At 61.3% G+C, this 23,567-nt stretch carries 20 protein-coding genes; 13 read left to right on the plus strand and 7 right to left on the minus strand.

Going from position 1 to position 23,567, the window contains the following annotated elements:
- The first annotated feature begins 548 nt into the window (after positions 1–548).
- The 6 genes from ACU8HS_RS27525 to ACU8HS_RS27550 are packed head-to-tail and all read left to right on the plus strand — an operon-like array spanning position 549 to position 6,077.
- The gene (locus ACU8HS_RS27525; RefSeq protein ID WP_447016478.1) at positions 549–1,055 is read left to right on the plus strand and encodes an acyltransferase; all 507 of its coding nucleotides are present in this window, start codon (positions 549–551) and stop codon (positions 1,053–1,055) included.
- Positions 1,052–2,089 (plus strand): Gfo/Idh/MocA family protein, encoded by a 1,038-nt coding sequence (locus ACU8HS_RS27530; RefSeq protein ID WP_447016138.1) that lies wholly within the window; start codon positions 1,052–1,054, stop codon positions 2,087–2,089. Before ACU8HS_RS27525 ends, ACU8HS_RS27530 begins: the two co-directional genes overlap by 4 nt.
- Positions 2,086–3,189, plus strand: a complete 1,104-nt coding sequence (locus ACU8HS_RS27535) for a DegT/DnrJ/EryC1/StrS family aminotransferase (protein ID WP_447016139.1) — start codon at positions 2,086–2,088, stop codon at positions 3,187–3,189. The genes ACU8HS_RS27530 and ACU8HS_RS27535 overlap by 4 nt, the downstream gene beginning before the upstream one ends.
- Entirely contained in the window at positions 3,179–3,898 is a 720-nt protein-coding gene (locus ACU8HS_RS27540; RefSeq protein ID WP_447016140.1) for an acyltransferase, read from the plus strand. Before ACU8HS_RS27535 ends, ACU8HS_RS27540 begins: the two co-directional genes overlap by 11 nt.
- Positions 3,895–4,866 carry an NAD-dependent epimerase/dehydratase family protein gene (locus tag ACU8HS_RS27545; RefSeq protein ID WP_113413341.1) on the plus strand — a complete coding sequence of 324 codons (972 nt, stop codon included), beginning with the start codon at positions 3,895–3,897 and terminating at the stop codon, positions 4,864–4,866. The genes ACU8HS_RS27540 and ACU8HS_RS27545 overlap by 4 nt, the downstream gene beginning before the upstream one ends.
- Complete coding sequence (locus ACU8HS_RS27550) at positions 4,863–6,077, plus strand: DegT/DnrJ/EryC1/StrS aminotransferase family protein (protein ID WP_113413342.1); 1,215 nt, start codon at positions 4,863–4,865, stop codon at positions 6,075–6,077. Before ACU8HS_RS27545 ends, ACU8HS_RS27550 begins: the two co-directional genes overlap by 4 nt.
- 70 nt (positions 6,078–6,147) lie before the next feature.
- On the opposite strand, the gene ACU8HS_RS27555 is transcribed toward ACU8HS_RS27550, so the two are convergent.
- The 4 genes from ACU8HS_RS27555 to ACU8HS_RS27570 form a co-directional block, all read right to left on the minus strand.
- Positions 6,148–7,656, minus strand: a complete 1,509-nt coding sequence (locus ACU8HS_RS27555; RefSeq protein WP_113413343.1) for an O-antigen translocase — start codon at positions 7,654–7,656, stop codon at positions 6,148–6,150.
- 80 nt (positions 7,657–7,736) lie between these two features.
- A complete protein-coding gene (locus ACU8HS_RS27560; RefSeq protein WP_447016141.1) occupies positions 7,737–9,053 on the minus strand; it encodes a polysaccharide biosynthesis/export family protein in 1,317 nt (438 codons plus the stop codon).
- Between the two features lie 245 nt (positions 9,054–9,298).
- Positions 9,299–9,835, minus strand: coding sequence for an OmpA family protein (locus tag ACU8HS_RS27565; RefSeq protein WP_112755681.1), 537 nt, complete (start codon positions 9,833–9,835; stop codon positions 9,299–9,301).
- A 14-nt stretch (positions 9,836–9,849) separates the two neighbouring features.
- A complete protein-coding gene (locus ACU8HS_RS27570) occupies positions 9,850–10,521 on the minus strand; it encodes a L,D-transpeptidase (RefSeq protein ID WP_112704079.1) in 672 nt (223 codons plus the stop codon).
- 409 nt (positions 10,522–10,930) lie between these two features.
- On the opposite strand from ACU8HS_RS27570, the gene ACU8HS_RS27575 reads away from it, so the two are divergent.
- From ACU8HS_RS27575 to ACU8HS_RS27600, 6 genes are all read left to right on the plus strand, one after another.
- Positions 10,931–11,431: a sigma-70 family RNA polymerase sigma factor gene (locus ACU8HS_RS27575; protein ID WP_112704080.1), complete on the plus strand. Its 501-nt coding sequence runs from the start codon at positions 10,931–10,933 to the stop codon at positions 11,429–11,431.
- Positions 11,432–11,546: 115 nt separating this feature from the next.
- Positions 11,547–12,563: a FecR family protein gene (locus ACU8HS_RS27580; RefSeq protein ID WP_113413345.1), complete on the plus strand. Its 1,017-nt coding sequence runs from the start codon at positions 11,547–11,549 to the stop codon at positions 12,561–12,563.
- A gap of 369 nt (positions 12,564–12,932) precedes the next feature.
- Positions 12,933–15,332: a TonB-dependent hemoglobin/transferrin/lactoferrin family receptor gene (locus tag ACU8HS_RS27585; protein WP_447016142.1), complete on the plus strand. Its 2,400-nt coding sequence runs from the start codon at positions 12,933–12,935 to the stop codon at positions 15,330–15,332.
- Positions 15,333–15,407: 75 nt separating this feature from the next.
- Complete coding sequence (locus tag ACU8HS_RS27590) at positions 15,408–16,145, plus strand: hypothetical protein (protein ID WP_112704082.1); 738 nt, start codon at positions 15,408–15,410, stop codon at positions 16,143–16,145.
- A 7-nt stretch (positions 16,146–16,152) separates the two neighbouring features.
- Entirely contained in the window at positions 16,153–18,000 is a 1,848-nt protein-coding gene (locus tag ACU8HS_RS27595; protein ID WP_113413346.1) for a type I secretion system permease/ATPase, read from the plus strand.
- Positions 17,987–19,297, plus strand: a complete 1,311-nt coding sequence (locus ACU8HS_RS27600; protein ID WP_447016143.1) for an HlyD family type I secretion periplasmic adaptor subunit — start codon at positions 17,987–17,989, stop codon at positions 19,295–19,297. Before ACU8HS_RS27595 ends, ACU8HS_RS27600 begins: the two co-directional genes overlap by 14 nt.
- A 21-nt stretch (positions 19,298–19,318) precedes the next feature.
- Here ACU8HS_RS27600 and ACU8HS_RS27605 read toward each other — a convergent pair whose 3' ends face one another.
- Complete coding sequence (locus tag ACU8HS_RS27605) at positions 19,319–19,492, minus strand: hypothetical protein (RefSeq protein ID WP_377312368.1); 174 nt, start codon at positions 19,490–19,492, stop codon at positions 19,319–19,321.
- Positions 19,493–19,852: 360 nt separating this feature from the next.
- Here ACU8HS_RS27605 and ACU8HS_RS27610 point away from each other — a divergent pair, with 360 nt between their 5' ends.
- The gene (locus ACU8HS_RS27610) at positions 19,853–21,577 is read left to right on the plus strand and encodes a peptidoglycan D,D-transpeptidase FtsI family protein (RefSeq protein WP_447016144.1); all 1,725 of its coding nucleotides are present in this window, start codon (positions 19,853–19,855) and stop codon (positions 21,575–21,577) included.
- Between the two features lie 60 nt (positions 21,578–21,637).
- Here the strand turns inward: ACU8HS_RS27610 and ACU8HS_RS27615 are convergent, their stop codons facing one another.
- Together ACU8HS_RS27615 and ACU8HS_RS27620 are read right to left on the minus strand one after the other, a co-directional pair.
- Positions 21,638–22,384: a histidine phosphatase family protein gene (locus tag ACU8HS_RS27615; protein WP_112564226.1), complete on the minus strand. Its 747-nt coding sequence runs from the start codon at positions 22,382–22,384 to the stop codon at positions 21,638–21,640.
- Between the two features lie 198 nt (positions 22,385–22,582).
- Positions 22,583–23,566 (minus strand): ROK family protein, encoded by a 984-nt coding sequence (locus ACU8HS_RS27620; protein ID WP_447016145.1) that lies wholly within the window; start codon positions 23,564–23,566, stop codon positions 22,583–22,585.
- Position 23,567: the final 1 nt, after the last annotated feature.

A 23,567-nucleotide genomic window follows, 5' to 3' on the forward strand; every position in this document is an offset into this window, starting at 1 on the left:
CCTCCCCAGCCGAGTTTCCCTACGCCCCAACAAAACCGAATACTCAAGCCCTTCAAATATGAGGGTTTGGCAGCACTAAAGTAGGATTTAAATACCACAGTTCCTGTTATCTTAAACTAGCTAATATAGGCTAAAGGATCAGATTAGTTCCATCGTAAGGTGTAAATAGGACGTAATTCTTGGTATAAACTTATACGATACTATGCCATTCGCGGAATGGTTGATTGTGTTGCTCCCCGGTTACGAACGCAGCCGCTAAACGCATGAAAACAATGCCCGCCCCACGGCGCATGGCTCGGATATGCCAGGACCTTGTCCTTCACCAATCTTGATCGTTGGCTATGAATTTCGGCGTACATCGTCGTAAGTAGATACGTCTTTAGGTGAATAAGCTTAGACGTTTTGTTTCTTTACTCTGGTTGCGAAAACAATTCTCTTTGAATGGAAAGAAATATTTGTTTCTTCGAGATGAAATCTTGGGCGCAATCATCCGGTTGACGGTTTCATCTAGAAGTCAGGGTTTGATGAAGAGTAAGGGGTGCATGCGTATGATTGCATCAGATGTAAAGCTGGATGATAGCAGCGTCATCCATCATCGAGATCTCGTGAATCTCTATGGCTGCACGATCGGCGCGGGAACCCGCATCGGCACCTTCGTTGAAATCCAGAAAAACGTCGTCGTCGGAAAAAACTGCAAGATCTCCAGCCATTCCTTCCTGTGCGAAGGCGTGACGCTGGAAGACGGCGTTTTTATCGGCCACGGCGTCATGTTCACGAACGACACATACCCGCGCGCCGTCAATGCGGACGGCAGCCTGCAGACAGAAGCGGACTGGGCCGTGGTGCGCACTCTGGTCAAGCGCCACGCATCGATCGGCAGCAATGCGACCATTCTCCCTGGCGTCACGATCGGAGAGGCTGCGCAGGTCGGCGCCGGAGCGGTCGTAACGAAGAACGTGCCTGACGGCGCCATTGTCGCCGGCGTTCCGGCCAGGATTACCGGTCGCGTTCATGACCGGTCCGTCAACATGCAAGCGTTGGGAGGAATGCGATGATCGGCATTGCAGTTGTTGGATATGGCTATTGGGGTCCCAACCTGGTGCGCAACATTTCGGAAGCGGCCGGTGCAGAACTCATCGCGGTCTGTGACCTCAATGTCGAGCGCCTGGCGGCGGTCAAAAGCCGGTACCCCGCGGTAACGATCACCGACAATTTCGAGGAAGTTCTGCGCGATCCGCGAGTGGATGCGATCGCTATCGCGACGCCGGTCTTCACACATTTCAAACTTGCCATGCAGGCGATGATGGCCGGAAAGCACGTCTTCGTCGAAAAGCCCATGGCCTCGACCGCAGAAGAAGCGGCACGCATGGTCGAGGAGGCCGCGCGCCGGCGCCTCGTGCTCGCCGTGGACCATACTTTCGTTCACACAGGTGCCGTTCGCAAGATGCGGGAGCTGGTCGAGAGCGGTCTCGGCGACATGTATTATTACGACTCGGTCCGGGTCAATCTCGGGCTCTTCCAGCACGATGTCAGCGTCATCTGGGATCTTGCCGTGCACGATCTGTCCATCCTGGACCATGTGGTGCAGGAGAGGCCCGTAGCCGTTTCCGCGACGGGCATGAGCCATGTGCTCGGCGAGCCGGAGAACATCGCCTACCTCACGCTCTTCTTCGAGAGCAAGCTTATCGCACATATCCACGTCAATTGGCTGGCGCCGGTCAAGGTACGCCGCACGCTGATCGGCGGCAGCGCCAAGATGGTCGTCTACGACGACCTGGAGCCCAGCGAAAAGATCAAGGTCTACGACAAGGGCATTACGCTGAACCCCAATTCCCAGGCCTATGGCGAGAACGTGCATCAGATGATGGTCGGCTATCGCAGCGGCGACATGTGGGCGCCCAAGCTCGACATGACCGAGGCGCTGAAACGCGAACTGGATCAATTCGTCGATTGCATCGAGCAAAATAAGCGGCCGATTACCGACGGGAATGCCGGGCTGCGTGTCGTGCGCATTCTTGAAGCCGCAAGCCGGTCGCTCGCCCAGCGCGGTCGCATCATCGAGCTGGAAGAGGCGAGGCTTATCGCATGATCCCGTTTTTGGACCTCAAGGCACAATATCAGTCCCTCAAGAGCGAAATCGACGCCGCCGTGCTCGGCGTCCTGGCGTCGGGCCAATATATACTGGGCGAGGAAGTCGCCCGGCTCGAGCAGGAATTCGCTGACTATTGCAACGTGAAGCATGCGATCGCCGTCAATACCGGGACGAGTGCCCTGCATCTGTCGCTTCTTGCGGCAGGCGTCGGCCCCGGCGATGAGGTCATCACCGTACCGTTCACCTTTGTCGCGACGGTATCGGCGATCTGCTACACCGGCGCACGGCCGGTCTTCGTCGATATCGAGCCTGTGACGCTCACGATGGATGCGGCTCAGCTCGAGGCGAAGATTACGCGCCGGACCAGGGCCATCATTCCCGTCCACCTCTACGGCCAGATGGCCGATATGGATGCCATCAAGGCCATTGCCGACCGCCACGGTATCCCGGTCATCGAGGATGCCTGCCAGGCGCACGGGGCGCGATACAGGGGCAAGCGCGCCGGCAGCATCGGTCTGTCCGGCTGCTTCAGCTTCTATCCGGGCAAAAATCTCGGCGCCTGCGGCGAGGGCGGCATCGTGGTGACCGACAGCGACGAGCAGGCCAAGACCATGCGCATGCTGCGCGACTGGGGACAGGAACAGCGCTACCACCATGTGCTGAAGGGCTTCAACTACCGTATGGATGCCATTCAGGGCGCCATCCTGCGCATCAAGCTTCGGCATCTCGACGCCTGGACGGAAGCGCGGCGCAGCCATGCCCGGCGTTACTCGTCGCTGCTTGCGGGCGCGACGCAATTGACGACGCCTGTCGAGGCCGCCGATCGCCGCCACGTCTATCACGTCTATGCCATCAGAAGCCCTGATCGCGACGCGCTTCAGCGTGTGCTGACGGCGGAAGGCATCCCTTCGGGATTGCATTATCCCGTTCCCGTTCATCTGCAGAAGGCGCATGCCGACCTCGGCCATCGGGCCGGCGACTTCCCGGTTTCGGAAGCTGCCGCACGCGAGGTTCTCTCCCTGCCGATCTATCCGGAGATGCCTGCCGCGCACGTCGATCAGGTGGCGGCAGCACTGGAGTACGCTTATGTCAATTGATCGCGCAGGCGAGGCGCGCGTTGTACAGGCGGTCCACGGACGCAGTCGCAAGCCAGCGGATCCCGCCTATCAGGCGGGACTTGCCGAGGAGCTGAGGCAGTCATACGGCCGCGCCGGCCTTATCGAACTCTACGGGCGCTTTGCTGCAGGCGACGGTGTCGTGGACACGCTGATGCGCAAAGCCATCTGGCAGGCGCTCGCGCGCAGTTGCGGCGAGGGCCTGCAGGTTGCGGGCGGCGCCGGTTTCAAACATCCCGAAACGTTCGATATCGGCAGCGGCGTGTTTATCGGCGCTCAGGCCTATATCCAGGGCCGCTATGACGGCACCTGCAAGATCGGCAACAATGTCTGGATCGGGCCGATGGCCTATTTCGACGCGCGCGATCTGGTGATCGAGGATTTCGTTGGATGGGGACCGGGTGCCAAGGTGCTCGGCTCGACCCACACCGCGTTGCCGGTAGACGTGCCGATCATTCGCACGGACCTCGAAATCAGGCCGGTTCGGATCGGCGCAGGCGCCGATATCGGAACGAACGCGACAATCCTGCCCGGTGTCAGCATCGGTGAAGGGGCGATCGTGGGCGCGGGAGCAATCGTGGTTTCCGATGTCGAGCCCTATTCGGTCGTCGCGGGCGTACCGGCAAAATTCATACGCTGGCGCAAGGAAGCCGATCCTGCGCTGGACATATCGCGTGGAGGAAGATCGTGAGAAATCAGCGGATACTCATTACCGGCGGGGCCGGCCTGATCGGGTCGCACATTGCCGATCTTGTTGCGCTGGAAAGACCGCGCGAGATCATCATCCTCGACAATTTCGTGCGTGGGCGGCGCGACAATCTCAGTGTGGCAATAGCCGGCGGAGCCGTCAACATCGTCGAGGGAGATATCCGCGACAGGGCGCTGCTGGCGAAAATCTTCGAGGGCGTCGATATCGTTTTCCATCAGGCGGCCATTCGCATCACGCAATGCGCGGAAGAGCCGCGACTTGCCTTCGATGTTCTGGCCGAAGGCACGTTCAACGTCCTTGAAGCTGCCGTCAATGCGCGCGTGTCCAAGGTCGTCGCCGCCTCATCGGCCTCGGTACTGGGGCTTGCCGAGAGTTTCCCGACGACCGAAAACCATCATCCGTACAATAACCGGACGATTTACGGCGCGGCCAAGACGTTCAACGAGGGGCTGCTGCGCAGCTTCGCGGACATGTATGGCTTGCGCTATGTGGCGCTGCGCTACTTCAACGTCTACGGGCCGCGAATGGACGTCTACGGCGCCTACACGGAAGTGCTGATCCGCTGGATGGAGCGCCTGGCGGCCGGCATGCCGCCCCTCGTCTACGGCGATGGCAGCCAGACGATGGATTTCGTGGATGCGCGTGATATCGCCCGGGCAAATCTGCTGGCGGCAAAAAGCGATGTCACCGATGAGGTGTTCAATGTCGCGAGCGGCAGGGAAATAAGCCTCCTGGAACTCGCGCAGATGCTAAGCGGCATCATGGGAGTCTCGCTTGCGCCGGAGCACAAGGAGGCCCGCGCGGTCAACGGCGTGACCCGTCGTCTTGCCGATGTCAGCAAGGCCGAGAGGCTCCTGGGCTTCAAGGCGGAGATATCGATGGAACAGGGGCTGCGCGACCTCGTCGAATGGTGGCAGTTGAAGACTGCAGCAGGGGGGCAGGCTGCATGAGTGCGTCATCGTCCACGATTCCGGTCGCCAAGCCCGTTCTGGGCGAGGAAGAGGCCGAGGCCGCGCGTCGCGTCATTCTGTCGGGATGGGTGACGCAGGGGCCGGAAGTCGCGGTATTCGAGCGTGAATTCGCCGACTTCGTCGGTGCGGCGCATGCCTGCGCCGTATCCAACTGCACAACCGCACTGCATCTCGCCCTGAAGGCCGTCGGCGTGGGTGCCGGTGACGAAGTCATCACCGTCAGCCATTCCTTCATCGCCACCGCGAACGCCGTTCGGTACTGCGACGGGGTGCCTGTCTTCGTCGATATCGAAGCGGATGGCTACAATATCGACGCCAGCCTGATCGAAGCGGCGATCACGCCCCGCACCAAGGCAATCCTCTGCGTGCACCAGCTCGGCATGCCTTGCGATCTCCGCTCGATCGTGGAGATCGGCAGGCGCCACAAGATTCCGGTCATCGAGGATGCGGCCTGCGCGACAGGAAGCGAAATCCTTTGGGACGGACGCTGGGAAAAAATCGGCAAGGCGCATGGTGACATTGCCTGCTTCTCCTTCCATCCCCGCAAGGTCGTCACGACAGGCGACGGCGGTATGCTGACCACGGCCAACCCCGATCATGATCGAAAATTCCGGCTGTGGCGCCAGCACGGAATGAGCGTCACCGATGCCGTTCGCCACGGCTCGAAACAGGTGATCTTCGAGGATTATGACGAATTGGGCTTTAACTACCGCATGACCGACCTGCAGGCCGCCGTCGGGCGGGAACAGCTGCGGAGGTTGCCGCAACTGATCGCGCAACGGCGGCGGCTCGCAGAGCTGTATCGCAAGCGCCTGTCCTTACTCCCCGGGCTTTCTCCGGTCGAGCCGCACTGGGCGCGCAGCAACTGGCAGAGCTTCTGTGTGAGGTTGCCTGAGACAGCCGACCAGCGGGCGGTCATGCAGGCCCTCCTTGATCAGGGGATATCGACGCGGCGCGGCGTGATGAACATACATCTGGAAGGCGCCTATGCAGACCGGAACTCGCATCGTGCTGCCTCAAGCCTGATGCGAAGCGTATCGGCGCAGCGGCAAACGATCATCCTGCCGCTTTATGCCCAGATGACGGAATTCGACGTCGCACGCGTTGTCGATGCACTTTACGCAGCGCTTGCGGAAGCCGCGGCCCCCAATGGGAGCGCACAACCTGACCTGGACGCCGCTCTGGTCTGACGCGCCATTTGCATGACGTCATATTTGCACAGCGAACAATGCGCGCATCGCCCGATGCGCGCATTGTTCGTCATGCGGATTTCGCGATCCATCCTCTGATGACCGCCGGCACGGACTCGGGCGGAAGCAGGTCAACCAGCATACGCAGCGAATAGAGCCCGGTGAGAGCTACGGCGATAGAGCCGATCGCCGTCGCGGGCCACAGCGGCAGAGCCTGGAAGGCGAGAAAGACCAGTCCCGACAGCGGCAGGAAAAGCAAAGCGTGTCTGCGATTGGCGCAGGACCAGCGAAACCCGGCAAGCTTCCGGACGACCACGTAGATCAGGATGCTGTGCCATACATAGAGCCCGAAAAACGCCATGCCGGCTCCCGGCGTTCCGAACAGCGATACGAGGAGCCAGGCGAGCCCCACATGCACGACCGCGGCAGCGACCTCGGTCCAGAAGAAAATCGCCTGGGTGCGTTTTGCAACGACGATAAAGCCCATTGGCCAGGAGATAATCCGGAGCATCATTCCAAGGCAGATCCAGCGTAGGAGATCCACGGCTCCGTGAAATTCCGTGGAATAAAACAGGCTCATCATCAGCGGCGCGAGCGTCAGTGTGGCGAGCAGGCCGGGGCCGGCGAGCAGCATGCTGATTTCCGCCTGTTCGTTGACCAGCCGATTGCATTCGGCATTGTTGTTGGCGGCGGCGGTCAGGCGCGGATAAAAATCCGTTCCCATCGCCTGGAGGATGAAGCCGGCGTAGAGGCCGCCAAGGCCCCAGGCCGCCTGATACAGGCCCGCCGCCATCACGCCCCCCTCCTTCAGCACGATGAGGCGGATGGCATAGGCCGCGCCGAAGGTCAGAAGCCCGCTTGCCATGAAGACGAAACCGAGCCTCAGCAGCGCCGATACTTCCCGGCCGAACTGGTGCGCAGGCATGGGCGGGGGACGCGTGCAGATCCGCCGGCTGTACCACCAGGTCGGCAGGACCGAGGCTGCTGCAATGACGATGAGCGAGGGGGCAATCGCCTGCATGCCGAACAGATAGATCAAGGGAATGCTGACCGCCGTGCCGAAAAGCCCGGCAAGCACGTTGATGCGGGCGAGGTCGGCAATGCCGCGCAGGCCCTGGATCAACGCGGTCTGCCCGGCGGAAACCAGCCGAAAGAAGATCGCCAGCGACAGCAATGCAATGGCGCCAGCGTGCTGGTAGTCGCCAAAGGTGAAATCCGAGATCGGGAACGCCAGTGCCAAAAGGAGAAACGCACCGAACAGGCCGAGTGCCAGCGAGATGCGCCTGAGCACTGCCGCCGATCGCGCGATCCGATCTGCGTCGTCGGTGCCCGCAGCTTCGGCAATCTGGCGCACGCCGCTGCTGCCAACGCCAAGTCCGGCAACCGCCTGTGCGATGTCGAGTATCGCGCTGTAGAGGCCCATGAGCCCCACGCCTTCCGGCCCAAGCAGAACAGCCATCGCCTTGTTTCTGACGATGCTGAGCGCGACGTTCACGAGCGAAGAGCCGCCCATCAGAATCGTCGATTTGAGGATCTGGCTGTAGGTCTGGCTGTTGGGCGGGGTCATGCGCATGGTCATCGGAGGCCCCTAGATATTGGTCGCGTGGGGGCGTTCAGCCGCCCGCGGAAAGTCCGGCCGCAGCCCATACCCTGCGCACCTCACCGGCTTGCCTGACTGACATGTGCCTCAGTCTGGGCCGGCGCTGTGACGGCCGCTTTGGACGGCGCATCCGTGAGGCGGGGCTGCGTCACTCTGACCACATCGCCCGGCGCCAGTTCTGTCGTCTCGGAGGCCTGGAACTGGTTGACCTGCCCTCCCTCTCGCCGGCTCACGGTGAACGTCAGCGGCATTTCTTCGCCGCGCTCGCTGATGCCGCTGCCGTTCGAGAGTTCCTCAAGAAGCAGTTGTTGCGTCGTATCGCGCTTCAGTCTCAGCTGATCGAGATTGGCCTTTTCTGCCTGCACTTCGGACGCGACTTCGCTCCGCCGCGTATCGGAAAGGCCCTCGAGATTGCGCGTCGTCTCGTTGATCGCCTGGCGCCCCCGCATGATGGCCGTGACGAGATCGAGCCGGTCGGAGCGGTAGGTGGTGAGCAGCCGTTCCAGATCCATCTGCCGTGAGGTGATCGTCAGGCCCTTCTCGACCAGCGTCTTGACGCTGGTCAGCTGCTCCTCGACCGACTGGATATTGTCGTCGGAACCCTTCAGCTTCTCTTCCAGCGTATCGATTTCCGCCTTGAGCAGATTGCGCAATTCGATAAGCGCCGTCGATTGCCTGTCCAGCGCGCTGGCGCGGGCCTGGAATATGACCCTCTCCTCGTCATAGATACTCTCGGCATATTGCCGGTCGGCGGCGGGCGGCAGGTCGAAGGTTATTTCCTTGGCCCCGGACATCTCCGCCTGCAGTCGCGCAAGCTTTGCGGAGCTGCGCAGCAGCGAATGGTCGATTTCCCGCAAGTCGCCGGCAAGCGTGATCGTCTTCGATCGCTGCTGTGCGGCCGCCCGAAGAGGTCCGCCGCTCATGGCCAGAGATTGCAGCACGCTGAGGCCGGAGTGGAACTTGTATTCTCCCGGCGTGGTCACGTCTCCAACGACGTAAATGGACGGGTAGTCGAGAATATCGACGCTGACCGCAGGTGTCTGGGCCAGACCCATCTTTTCCTGCAGGCGCTTGCCGATCTCGCCCGCGAGGCCGGCATTGTCGAGATTTCCGACCGGCAGCGACCCCAGAAACGGCAGGGAGACAGCGCCTTCATTCGAGACCGTATATTCGCCGCTAATCGCGTCCCATCGCTCGAACTGGCCTTTGGACGGCATCCATTGGACGACCGTCAGGCGGATTTTCGTTTGCGGAGCAAAGGACGGACCCTCGGCGAAAGCCGGCGACATGGCGCCGGCGAAAAAGACGAATGCGCCGGCGGCAAACGTCGCACGAAAGAACATGCGAGGAACGCGGTACGAAAGCTTCTTATACATGTCCAGCCTGCAAAGCATCCTTAAACGGATACAGGTTCAATGCCTTAGACGCTGCGCGCACACCGGACACCAGGCCCGGGACGGCAGCATCAGTGTGCAGCCTGGAGAAGGCTTGAGGAAGATGAAGGCTGGGTGCTTTGCTTCATCATTATTGATGAGACGGGGTAGGCCGGTTCAACCCGACCCCGGCGACGGCAGGCCGATCGAGCGTTGCCGGCAGGATCGACGTCATGGAGAGCCCGCAATCATGTGGCATCGCGCTCGGTGCGCAGATTGGCGACGACGCGCCTGTTCTGCACCTTGCAGGACCGTTCGGTGCAGTCGCGGACTTCGCGGTCCGCGCCGTAGCCCTTGGCCCACATGCGGCTGGCATCGACGCCCTTCGCGACGAGATAGGCCATGACCGCATCGGCGCGCTGTTGCGACAGGGTCTTCATTTTCGATTCCGAACCGGAATCGTCGGCAAATCCCTGCAGCTTGATCAGCCAGGACGGATTCCTGTTCAGCCAGGCTGCCTGATTGTCCAGCGTCGTCATGGCGACGGTATCAAGCTTGGCGGAATCCTGCGTGAAGTAGATGCGGCGGCCGACATTCAGGATGAAATCCTCTTCGCTGCCGGCCTTGACAGTCTCGAAGCCGGGCGCGGGATCGTTGGTCTGGCCAGTCAGGGGTGCCGCAGGGGGCTCCTCCACGGAGGCGATATCGGTGGTGGTGCAGGCGGCAAGAGCCAAAAGCATGGCCGCGGCAGAGAGGCGCGTTGCATATCCGGTCATAACAGACATCAGCGTGATATTCCTCATTGAACCGGGGTTGCCTGGCTGACCTCAGCGGGAGGCGCTTGGTCGGCTATATGCGGCAGGACCTGCACCGCGGTGCCGATCGGGCACCGCTGATAGAGGTCGATGGCATCCTCGTTGAACATGCGGATGCAGCCGCTGGAGGCGTCCTTGCCGATGCTCCACGGTTCCAATGTGCCGTGGAAACGATAGCCGGTATCGACGCCGTCGCGCAGCAGGTACATGGCGCGGGGGCCGAGCGGATTCTTCGGCGAGCCGCCGGCCACGAATTCGGGCAGTTCAGGATGGCGCTTGCGCATCTCCGGAGGCGGCGTCCAGCGCGGCCACAGCGATTTGCGGTCGATCGTAGCACGACCAAACCATTTGAAACCCTCGCGGCCGACGCCGACGCCGTAGCGTATGGCCGTCTTGTTCTCCATGATCAGGTAGAGAAAATGATGGCGCGTATCGACGACGACTGTACCGATCGGCTCACTGCTGAAATATTTGACGACCTGGCGGTGCCACTTCCTGTCGATCTTGGCGAAGTTGGTCGCCCGGAATGTTACGCCGTTATCGACGGCCGTGCCGGCGAAATAGGAAGCGGCCTGGGCTAGAGCCGGTTTCTGCACCGCGCCGGTACCAAGTAATGCCAATCCACCAAGCAGAATATCCCTGCGAGTCCACACCATCGGCCAAATCCCCCTCAAAGCCAAGCAGCGCGATGCCAGTAAATCAGATTTTTCATTTGCCACAACACAAAACTCTTCTCATCCCCTGTAGTTTGAGTTCTCGTTGCCAATAGGCGGGTCCTGCGTTGCTCTGATCGTTACTCGCCATGAGCTGCGATATACCCAACTGCATCGCACGACCGGGGAGCGACTACGATTCATGCGGTTGCGTCCGGTGCCGATTGCGATTCTGCACGCCGAACCGTCGTACGGCTCAAAAAGTCCTACAAATTCAATTGCGGAAAAAACATGCTGGAAATTGTCAAGTTTTTTTGATTTACCTCTCCCGTTGCGAAATATGCGGAATTTGCAATCCGGCGTTTAGCTGGCGGCCGATTGTTCGTCTCCGCGTTTCTTTATGGATATTGCTATGGGCATCAGGGAGGACGACCGGCGGTATGCGGTCTATGCGGCACATCGCTCCGACCTCATTCGATACGCTACGCCCATCGTCGGTTCACGAGAGGAAGCGGAAGATCTCGTCCAGGAGGTTTTCATAAAATTCGTGCCGGAAGATGCGGCCACCCCGCAGAAACTCAAGGCCTACCTCTTCCGTATGGTGCGCAACCTGGCGCTCGACGTGCGCCGGCGCCAGAAGCGCGATTTACGTTCCCGCCCGGAAGATACGCCCTGGTGGGGGCTGCCGCTCGATGCGGGAACACCGGAGGAAAACGCGCTCTTCTGCGACCAGGTCAGGCAAGTCGAGGCGATCCTTTCCGCAATGCCGGAACAGACACGCATTGCGGTGGAAATGCATCGCTTCGGCGGATACCGCATGGAAGATATCGCCAGTCATCTCGACATTTCGGTGGCCGGCGTTCACAGGCTGATCAAGGCCGCAATTGTCGAATTCGCCAAAAAGATGGGATGATCCGCAAAAATTGCGAATCCGCGTGAAAAAAACAGGCGAGATAAACGTCATTGTTCGTGACGCGGCAAAACAGGGGGATGCGAGTTGGTTTGGCTGGAACAAAGACTGGAAGCTGATGGTGGTCGAACCCGATAATGGGCCAGGCGTCTCGGACGAGGCGCTGGCGGCGGCAGCGGACTGGTTCCTTCTCCTGCAGGAAGGGCCTGAAGAGGCGGCGCTCAAAGCGCGTTTCGATCGCTGGCTCTGCAGCGATAGCGAACACCGCCTGGCCTGGGAACGCACACATAGGGCATGGGCGGCGATGGGGCAGGTGCGCCCGGCCATGCGCTCGCAATGGGAGTATGCGGCAAGGTCCGATGCCCAGCCTATCATGCGCGGACCATCTGCGACCCGGCGGCGCGCGCCGTGGCGGCGGGCGGCTGTGGCGGCGGCGCTCGCCGGCGCGCTCTGTCTTGGACTTGTCGTTGCGCCCGGCCTGATGCTGCGCTTGCGCGCCGACTATTCAACCTCCACGGCCGAGACCCGCACAATCACCCTGCAGGACGGCAGCACGGTAACAATGGCTGCGGCGACCTCGATCGCCTTGGACTACGGCGAGGGACGGCGGGGCATCACGCTTCTTGCCGGTGAGGCGTATTTCGAGGTGGCCCCGGACAAGGATAGGCCCTTCAGGGTGGAGGCGAACGGCGTGCGCGTCGAAGTGCTCGGCACGGGTTTCGATGTGCAGGTTGCCGACGGGCTGACGAGCATCGCGCTTGCGCACGGTTCCGTCGAGGCCTCCGTTGCCGGTTCGACCGCGATCCCGCCCGAACGGATGGTGCCCGGAGATCTGCTGACCGTCGATCCGAACAGCGCCGTCATGACCAAGGATACGATCCCGGTCGACGAGATCGCCAATTGGCGCAACGGCGAGCTTTACGTCGTGAACGCCACGCTTGCCTCAGTAATCGAGCAGATCCAGCGCTACCACCAGGCGTGGATATCGGTTCCCGATGCGGCACTCGCCCGTCAGCGGGTCACGGGCTTCTACAATCTCAAGCAGCCCGATCAGGCGTTGCGCGCGCTTGTCGAGCCCTATGGCGGGAAGGTCCGTTCGATATCCTCGCTGGCACGCATCGTCAGCCGGTACTAGAAAAATTTGAGTGTAATTATCAAGATTTAGCGAAATCCGCTCAAAACCCTGAAAAAACTCTGAGCACTAATCGTCATTTGGTTGAAGGCGCCGGGCACGACATCGGCGCAGGCGACTGGAGAGACGAGAGTGAGCATGCGAGTGAGGGTAGGGGTTTTGGGATTCAACGGCGCGCGCCGGACTGACGGACATACGCGGCGAGCACGGTTATCGGCGACAACGGCTTTTGCAATCCTGTCGGTCGTGACCGGCGTTCACGCGCAGTCTGCGCCGGCTGATCAGACGCGGGCACAGGTTGCCACGGTTGCTTTCAATATCCCGTCCCAGCCCCTGGCAAGTGCAATCCGTTCGTTCGGGCGCCAGTCCGGCATGCAGGTCACGCTGACGGCGGCGCCGACAGGCACAGTGAACACCAATGCCGTCATCGGCCGCCTGACGCCCGCCGATGCGCTGGCCCGAATGCTGTCAGGGACGGGAATATCCGCACATGTCTCCGGAGACGGGGGTGCGGCGACGATCGGCGGCGCCGAGATCGTGAATGCCATCCCGCAGCCCGATGGCACTACCCAGCTGGCCCCGATCGTCATCAAAGGGGGGCGGCGCGCAAGTTCCGGTTCGGGCTATCGCGGCACGCCGGACTGGGTCTACGAGGAGCCGGCAAGCGTCAGTGTCATCTCCAGGGAGGCCATTCAAAGTTCGCCTGCCCGTAACGCGCGTGATCTTCTCGACACGGCCGCCGGCGTCTATGCCAACCGCTCCGAGGGGCAAAACCCCGGCATAACGGTCAATATTCGCGGCCTCCAGGATCAGAACCGTGTCGTCACCATGATCGACGGCGCCAGACAGAATTTTCAGCGCAACGGCCACGGATCAACGCAGCGCACCTATGTCGAAACCGCCTTCATCCGCGAAATCGATGTCGAAAAGAGCGGTACGTCGGGCGTTGGCGGGGCCGGCGCGCTTGGCGGCTCGGTCAACTTCCGCACCATCGAGGCCGATGACCTCATAGAGGATGGCCGCCAATGGGGTGGCGAGTCGAACGCGACCACCGGCACCAACGAGTTCCAGTTCGATGGCGCGAGCATGGCGGCAGTGAGACTGTCGGACAGTTTCTCGATGCTCGGCGGCATCAGCCACAAGAAGATCGGCGCCTACGACATCGGCAAGAACGGCGAGATCAAGCTCTATGACACCTCCGTACGTGACGGCGCGGCGATCTTCACGGGGCAGGACTCCTACTCTTATCTGCTGAAGGCCGAGGCGGAACTCGCCGACGATATCGACACATCGCTGACCTGGCTTCGCAACGATTCCGACTTCAGCCAGGGTTCCTACAACAATGACGGCGACCTCGACGAGGATACACAGGAAGTCCTGAACGATACGCTCACCAGCAGCCTCCATTGGGATCCCGACAGCGAGCTTATCGATCTCAATGCCCGCCTCTGGTACAACCACACGCGCAACCGCGAGAAGCGTTACGGCTCGGCCATCAACGACGATGGTTTCCCGGTCAACTACGCTCTCGGCACACTGGGCTTCAGCATCGACAATACCAGCCGCTTCGAAACCGCGACCGGCTCGCTTTCGCTGAATTACGGTGTCGAGGCCTTCTTTGATCGCGGCAAGACGGAGACGCTCGAGGACTACTTCCTGAATGGCGTCGATATGACGGCCACCTATACCGGCATGACCCCGTCAGGCGATCGCGACGTCTACAGCACCTTTGCCAATGCGACTTTCGAACATGACGATTGGCTGATGGCGCAGGCCGGCCTGCGTTACGACTACTACAACCTGTCGGGCGACGCATCGCTCTACGGCGTGGAAGTCAAGACCATCGACAACCGCACTTGCCGCTTGTACTACCCGGACGGCGTGACCTGCCGGATATGGACGGGAACCATCGATCACGTAACGGTCTATCCCGAAAACCTCATCCCGGTCGACAATTCGGACGGCGCGCTGCTGCCATCCGCCATGCTCGCCGTCAAACCCGTCGATTGGCTGCAGCCCTTCGCCAAATACTCGCGCAGCTTCCGCCCCCCCACGATCATGGAAACCTTCCTGACGGGCGGACACCCCGGCGTCAACCTCGTGGAGAACGCGCCCAATCCCGATCTCGTCGCCGAAGAAGGCGACACGTTCGAGCTTGGCGTCAACGTCACGACCGACGGCCTCCTGTCCGCCGACGACAGCCTGCGCCTGAAGGCCGTCGGTTTTTATCGCGCGATCGAAAACTATATCGCGCTCGGAACCGTCCATCGCGCCGAAACGGACCGCGATTATGCCGCCTACGTCAATGTCGATGGCACGACGCGGATGAAAGGCATAGAGCTGGAGGCGAGCTATGACGCCGGCAAATGGTATGCCTGCCTGTCCTACACCTATCTGAAGACGGATTTCGGCACCAGCTACAGCTATGACGGCGCGAGCTACGAGATCGAGCCCTCGATCATTTTCATACCGCCGCGCAGCAAATTCACCATCGATGCGGGCATGCGGCTGTTCGACGACAAGCTGACCATCGGCGGTCGCGCTACCCATGTCGGCGGCACATCTCCCAATATCGGCGTACTGGCGAGCAGCTACGTCACCGAGGACTATTCGCTCTACGACATATACGGGTCCTACGCCTTCAACGACACCGTCAAGCTTCGCTTCGCCGTCAACAACGTCACCGATGTCGCCTACGTCCCGGCGCTCGGTACGGTCAGCCTGCCAGGGCCGGGGCGCACGGCCACCGCATCGCTCAACTTCAAGTTCTAAGCAATTTCCCGGCCGAAGGGCCGAGGTCCGAGGTTCGTCGATCGACGGACAAGCAACCATCAATGGAGAAAGACAATGAGTGTAGGAATTCAGGTCCCTGCCGGTGCGCCCGATTGGGTCAATTATCTCGAAACCACGTGGCTCAACTCCTTCTCATATCGCAGCCATGGTTCGTTCAGCCCGGGTTCGGCGCCCTATGATCAGTGGGTCGCCGGCAATGCCGGAACCGCCCAGTCCGGCGTCATTCTCAACGGTGATTTCAGCTACGTTCCGCCGGGAGGGTTCGTCGGCTCGCTCGACACGCTGGAATTCGGCTCGCACCTGACCGGCAGCACGGCCGCCGGCTACGATCTCAACACAGTTCTGACGCTGGATCTGTCGGATGCCACGGCCTCGGCCGCCTTCACCTATGCGATCTACTACCTCTCCAACGCCGGCGACCTGACGCATCTCTACGACTATCTCGGCGAACAGGGGACGACCCAGACCGGCAATAGCGGCGGCCTTGGCGAGACGCTCTACAGCTTTGCCGGCAACGATGTGCTGACGGGTGCCGGTGCAAGCGACTTCGATACGTTCTTCTATCGCGCCGATCTGAATGCCGGCGGATGGGGCGACGACACCATCACCGACTTCGTTGACGGCAACGACCTGATCGTACTCGACGGTTTTGGCTGGGACGACTACAGCGACTTCGTTTCGGCCGGCGGCAGTATTTCCGGCTCGACGATTTCCTACGCCGGCAACACGATCGCCGTGGCCTTTGCTGGCGGCGGTACGCTTGACAGCTCCGATCTGATCTTCGCCGCGTGATCGATCGATGAGGAACCAGCTCCTGGTTCGGGCGCCGTCGCAGTGCTTCGCTGCGGCGGCGATCCTTCCGCTGAAGGCGAACGCCGTCGCCATTGGCCTGATCAGCGGGGTCGTCAACCTGCTTGCGCTGACATCGCCCCTGTTCATGCTGCAGGTCTATGACCGCGTTCTGGCAAGCGGCAGCGTTCCGACGCTGATCGGTCTGGCGATGCTTGCAACCGGCCTCTATGCCTTTCAGGCCGTGCTCGATATCGTTCGCAGCCGCGTCCTGCTGCGGATTGGCGAGCGGTTCGATGGAAAGCTCAGCGCCCGGGTCTATGAGGCCGTGATCCGCCTGCCGTTGATCGGCAGAACCCAGGGTGACGGCCTGCAGCCCCTGCGGGATCTCGACAATGTCCGCGGTTTCCTGTCCGGTACCGGGCCGACCGCCTTCTTCGACCTTCCGTGGATGCCGCTATATCTCGGCATATGTTTCCTCTTTCATGTCTGGATCGGCCTCACCGCGCTTGCCGGCGCGGTCGTCCTCGTCTCCCTGACCCTGCTTACGAATGCCCTGTCACAGGCCCCGATCCGCGAAGCCATTGCCCGGAACATGGTGCGAAACGGCCTGCTCGAAGGTACCCGTCGCAATGCCGAAGTCGTTCGGGCGATGGGATTGGAGCTGCGGCTTGCCAAGCGATGGCTGAAGGTCAACGCCGCCTATCTCTCTGCCAATCGCCGGGCCGGCGATATCGGTGGCGGCTTGGGAAGCGTGTCGAAATCCCTGCGCATGATCCTGCAGTCCGCAATCCTTGCCGTCGGCGCCTATCTCGTGATCACGCAGCAGGCAACGGGCGGCATCATGATCGCGAGCTCGATCATGATGGGCAGGGCGCTCGCCCCGGTCGAGCTCGCAATCGGCAACTGGAAGCCGTTCCTGATGGCGCGCCAGAGCTGGGCAAGGCTTCAGGACCTGCTTGAAAAAATCCCCGAACCCACCGCTGTCACGCCTCTGCCTCGCCCCGAACGTGAGCTGCGCATCGAGGCCGTGACCGTTGTGCCGCCGGGCGGAAGAAAGCCGACGCTCGCAGGGCTCGGATTCTCGCTGGCCGCGGGAAGCGCGCTCGGCGTGATCGGTCCGTCCGGATCCGGGAAGTCGACCCTGTCACGAATCCTCGTCGGTGCCTGGCAGCCATCGGCAGGCAAGGTCAGGATCGATGGCGCAAGCCTTGACCAGTGGGACAGCGCCGCGCTCGGCGAACATATCGGCTATCTCCCGCAGGGCGTCGAGCTGTTCGACGGCACCATTGCCGAAAACATATCGCGGTTCGAGGAAGCGCCCGATGCGCAAGCGATCGTCGCCGCGGCGCGCGCGGCCGGTGCGCACGAACTCATTCTGAAATTCGAACTCGGCTATGAGACGCAGATCGGCGAAGCCGGAACCGCACTGTCTGCGGGCCAGCGCCAGCGCATAGGCCTTGCGCGTGCCCTGTATCGCGACCCGTTTCTGGTCGTCCTTGACGAGCCCAACGCCAATCTCGATGCCGAGGGTGAAGCGGCGGTCGTCAGGGCGATTGCCATGGTTCGTGATCGCAAAGGCATCGTCGTCGTTGTTGCCCACAGACCCAGTGCGCTCGGAATAGTCGATCATGTGTTGATGATCGACGGCGGCAGGCAAAGGGCGTTTGGCCCTCGCGACGAGGTTCTTTCAAATGTTCTCAAGAGCGCTTCCGGCCTGCCGGCGGGCCGCGGCTTTCAAGCCACAGGCGTCAGCACGGCACCGCTGCGGGTGATCGCAAACGCCGCCCAGGTTACACCCGATACGGCAAATGATGCCGCTGCGGACAGTCAGGAGGATGCAGATGTCAGGCATTGACGACCTCGAAATCAGCCGTTCCATCCGGCGCCACCTGATGGTGGGCGTCATCGCTTCGCTCGCAATGGTCGGCGGCGCCGGCGCATGGGCGGCGGTGACGAATCTCGCCGGAGCCGTCGTGGCGCCGGGGCATTTCGTCGTCGATTCCTACGTCAAAAAGGTCCAGCACCCGAAGGGCGGGGTCGTCGGAGAAATCCTCGTCCGCGAGGGAGACAAGGTCAGAGCCGGTGACGTGCTGATGCGCCTTGATGCCACGCAGACCCGTGCCAATCTGGCGATCGTCACGAAGCGGCTGAACGAGCTGGCGGCGCGTCTGGCCCGGCTCGAAGCCGAACGGGACGACCGGAATGCGATCATTTTTCCGGACTGGCTGCTTGCCAATGATGGAGATGCGGAAGTGGCCGCCGCCATTCATAGCGAATCTCGTCTCTTCCAGTCCCGGCGGGAGGCGAGAGAAGGGCAGAAAGCCCAGCTCAATCAGCGCATCGAGCAATTCGAGCATGAAATCGCGGGGCTGAAGGCGCAGGAGGTTGCCTATGCCGAGGGAATAGAGGTTCTCAATACGGAAATATCCGCATTGAACAGGCTGCGCGAACAGGGCATCGTTTCCGACCAGCGGCTGAACGGTCTCAAGACCCAGGCTGCGACCTTCGGCGGGGAACGCGGCGAGAAGATCGCCTTCCAGGCCCAGTCCGCTGGCCGGATTACGGAAACGCGGCTGCAGATCCTGCAGATCGATCAGGATCTCAGGACCGAGGTCGGGCGCGAGCTGCGCGAAGTCCAGGCGCAGATCGGGGAATATGTCGAGCGCAGGGTGGCGGCCGAGGATGAACTGAAGCGCATCGACATTGTCGCACCGCAATCCGGCATCGTGCACCAGTTGGCCGTCCACACGTTGGGCGGTGTAATCTCACCTGCCGATCCGATCATGCTTATCGTGCCGGAAGGGGACGATCTTGCCCTCGAAGTTCAGATCGCGCCGAAGGATGTCGATCAAATCCAGATCGGACATGCCGCCTTGTTACGCATGACCGCCTTCAATCTTCGCACGACGCCCGAACTTAACGGTTTTGTCAGTCGGATTGCGGCCGATCTGACCACCGACGAACGCTCCGGCCAGTCCTATTACCTCGTGCGTGTCGCCATTCCGCAAGCGGAAAAGGAAAAGCTGAAGAACCTCACGCTCGTTCCCGGCATGCCGGCCGAGGTGATGATCAAGACCGGTGAACGCACCGCGCTTTCCTATCTCGTCAAGCCGCTTTCCGACCAGATCTTCCGCGCGTTTCGGGAAGAGTAGGAAAAGCCCGGCTGGCCGGCGCTACCAGGCTGTCCGGGCAGTGCCGAGTGCGAACGTATGGGAAGAAGTGACAAGGGCGACATGAGCCTTGAGCGAAACCGCACAGTTTCCCGGATAGGAAAGGTTGTGCTGGACCAGATGCTTCAACAACTCGTCGACATTGCGCTTTTCAGTCAGCGGAAACGTCACGGTCATAAGCGTTCCTCCGAGAGCAGATTGACTTTTCGCAGGAATTTAGGCCCGGATTCTTTTGCGCTGCAACAAGAAAATTTTAACCACAGAATTAAAATCGATTAGCTTTTGAGGCGATGATTTTAAAATCGTTTTAAATCCGGCCGCGGTTTTCGGCGCCACTGCACAAGGCAGCTGCGACAAAATGCACATGGCTGAATAAGACCTTGTTAACCATGCAGGTCGCAGATGAGGGCAGGTGTTAACGTTCTGCCGGAGCAGCAAAACTCTGGCCCAGCGCTTGGAGCTTTAAATCCACTTACCGCTTGAAGGTCAGGCGGACGAGCGGCTCTGCGCTGGTGCGTCCTGTTTTGGTGTGTAGCAATGTCGATCATTCACAGTATCAGCGTAAGAAGCGGTCGATTGGTGAAGCTCACCTTCGAATCCGCCCCGTTCACGCGGGCCGCTCGCAAGACCACCGGAACGGCGCGGCTGGCCAGAAGCCGTATCGTCACCCTCGCAGCCGTTCTCGGCATCGTCTACGCGGGAATGTTCGGCAAGCTGATCTACTACGGCCTTGCCGTGGACACGACGACATCGAGCATTCCGCCCAATCCGATCATGGCCTCCCGGCCCGATATCCTCGACCGCAACGGCGAGCTTCTGGCGACCGATATCCGCACGGTATCGATGTTCGCCGAGCCAAGCCATATGGTCGATGTCGACGAAGCGGTCGAGAAGCTCACGCAGCTCTTCCCCGAGCTCGACCGGAAGACGCTCTATCAAAAATTGTCGGACAAGCGTTCGCAATTTACATGGCTGCGCCGCCAGCTGACGCCGAAGCAGCAGAGCGAGGTTCTGGCCCTCGGCCTTCCCGCGATCGGCTTCCGCCCGGAGGTGAAGCGCTTCTATCCCGGCGGGCGCACGGCAGCTCACATCCTTGGCTATGTCGATATCGACAACAAGGGCATGGCCGGCATGGAGAAATATCTCGACATGCAGGGTCTTTCGGACCTGGAATCGACCGGGCTTGCGGTGCGCGAAAATCTCCAGCCGGTAAGGCTGTCGATCGACATTCGGGCGCAGAATGTGGTTCATGACGTCGTCACCGACGCGATCACCACTTACAGGGGCAAGGCCGCCGGCGCCGTCATTCTCGACGTTCACACCGGCGAGGTGCTCGCCATGGCGTCCGCCCCCGATTTCGACCCGAACGACCCGCAGGCGACCGGCAGCGAAGGCTGGCTGAACCGCATGTCGAACGGCACTTTCGAAATGGGGTCCACCTTCAAGACCTTCTCGATGGCACTGGCGCTCGACACCGGCACGGTGAAGCTTTCCGACAGTTTCGACGCCACCGCGCCGCTGCACTATGGCGGCTTCACCATCCACGACGACCATGACGTGCCGCGCCGCTGGCTGACCATTCCGGAAATCTTCCGCTACTCCTCCAATATCGGCACGGCGAGAATGATGGACCTGGTCGGCATGGATCGTCAGAAGGACTATCTCACCCGCTTCGGACTGCTGACGAAAATGCAGACCGAGCTGCCGGAAGTGAAGACGCCGACGCAGCCGAAAGTCTGGAAGAAGATCAATTCGATCACGATCTCCTTCGGCCATGGTGTGGCGACCACGCCGCTGCAGACCGCCGTCGCCGGTGCGGCCCTGGTTGATGGCGGCGAGTTGATAGAGCCCACGTTCCTGCCGCGCTCGGCAGAAGAGGCCGCGAAAACCGAACAGCAGATCGTCAAGAAGAGCACCAGCGATACGATCCGTTACCTTTTCAAGCTCAATGGCGAGCAGGGCTCCGGGCGCACCGCCGACGTGCCGGGCTTTCATGTCGGCGGCAAGACGGGCACGGCAAACAAGGTCGTGAACGGCCATTATTCACATACGCTGAGCTTCAACGCCTATCTGGCGGCCTTCCCGATCGATGCACCGAAATATGTCGTGCTCTCCTTCATCGACGAACCGCTGACCGGCCAGCACGGGCTTACCTTCGCGACGAATACGGCCGCGCCGATGGTGCATGACATCATCAGCCGCGTCGCACCGATCCTGGGCGTCGAACCGGATTTCGGGCAGAACCTGCTGGCTTCCTATTGAGGACGGCTGAAGGCGCTGTTCGCAGCCGAACCGTGTGCATCGAAGGCTCAAATCGCCGCACTAGACATTGGTCCTCGGTGCGATCGTCAGCTCCGAACCATAGGCGCCGCGCATTTCCGTCGCGGCTGACGGATCGCGGTCGCTGGCCTTGTGCAGAAGCGTCGACTGATAGCCTTCCGCATGCGTGCCGTGGATCAGCGTTACATCTGCGTTGCCGGGATTGTCGGAGCGCTCGAACCATTCGACGCTGTGATGCAGGAAATTCATCTCGAAGGCACGGTTGGTGACGCCGTGGCCGACGATGATCACGATATCGTTGCCGCGGCCAATGTCATGCATGACGGTCAGAAGAAACATCCGCACCCGCTGGGCAACGTCGGCCCGGCTCTCACCGTCCGGCGGGCGCGCATAGAATTTGCCGCTGTTGTTGCGCAGCCGCGCCCATTTCTCGAATTCCTCGGGAAATTTGCGCCGTTGCTCTGCCCGGTCGTAGATATCGGTAAAGAGGCCGAAATCCTGTTCACGCAGCAGGTAGTCCTCGTGCACGTCGCCGATCGCGTCTGCGGGCAAAGCCTCGATGATCGCGTCCTTGGTCTGGCGCGTTCGCAGATAGGGTGAATGCCAGATGGCCGCCTTTGGCTTGGTACCGGGCAGCGCCGCAAGGTAGGATGCAATCGCGTGGCCGGCTGCCAGCGCCTGCCGATACCCCCATTCCGTCAGCGGCACATTATGGTCGCCGAACTGGCGGTAGGCGCTCTCGCTGATATTGCCGAGAGATTCGCCGTGTCGAACGAGAAAGATGCGCATGGCTGTCCGTCTATGCTGAGGATGAGCGCATCATGACGGGCGCGAGAGCAGTGTGCAATGGCCGAAGGCGTTGGAGCGGGGACGCGGCCTGACGTCGATCGGCACGAGCGATGCGTTGAACGGCGGGGTCGGCCACCTGGATGTCCGCCGGCTGCTGCGCGGAGCCGGTCACGGAGCGGCCGTTCCATGTCGAGGGCTCTATCGCAGGCCTGCAACCAGTGAAGGGGCGTCGGGACGGACATTTTCGGCAAGGAAGACAAGGGCGGCGGCTCCGATCAGGCCGGAATTCTGTCCGAGAGCCGCGCGCACGATCCTCACGTCCTTGAAGCCCGGCATCGCGCGCTGAGCGATATAGGCCTGAATGCCGGGTTGAAGCCGGTCGAATTCATTCGAGAGGCCGCCTCCCATCACCAGCATGTCGGGTGAGAATATGTGGATGAGGCTGGTGAAGCCTCGCCCGAGTATCTCGGCCTCCTCATCGATCAGCGCGTTGGCGAGCGAGTCGCCGGCTCTCGCGGCCGCGAAGACATCACGGCTGTGAATGTCGTCACCCGATCTGCCGAGTGTCGTCTCGCTGCATTCGGCGGCGCGGGCGCGCGCGCGCCGGGTGAACGCCGTGCCCGAGCCATAGGCCTCGAAGCACCCCCTGTTTCCACAGGGGCAAAGTTCACCGTCGGGTACGACCGACATATGACCGATATGAGCCGCCATGCCCTTGCGCCCGCGCAACACGCGCCCGTCGGCGATCGCGCCGCCGCCGATACCCGTGCTGACGGTCACGTAGATCAGATTTTCTACGCCCCGGCCGGCACCGAAGGTCCACTCGCCGATCGCTGCGGCAATACCGTCATGCTCGAGACTGACAGGGAAGGGGAAGCGCTGCTGCAGTTCCGCTCTCAGGGGGAAATCAACGAAACCGGAAAGCGTCGGGATGCTGGTGGCGATACCGGAAACAGTGTCTATCGGGCCTGGAGCGGAGACGCCGATGCCGGCGACACCGGCTGGGTTCACCGCCGCCAGAAGTTCATCCGAAAGCGCCCGGATCTGCGAAAGGATACGATCGGGGCCACCATCGGCGTCGGTCCGTTCTTCGCGCCGTGCGATGAGGCTTCCCTTCTCGTCGACAAGCGCGGCCCTGACCTGTGTCCCGCCCAAATCTATCCCAATGGCAATCTGCTGCATT

Source organism: Rhizobium sp. KDH_Rht_773_N, from assembly GCF_052946295.1.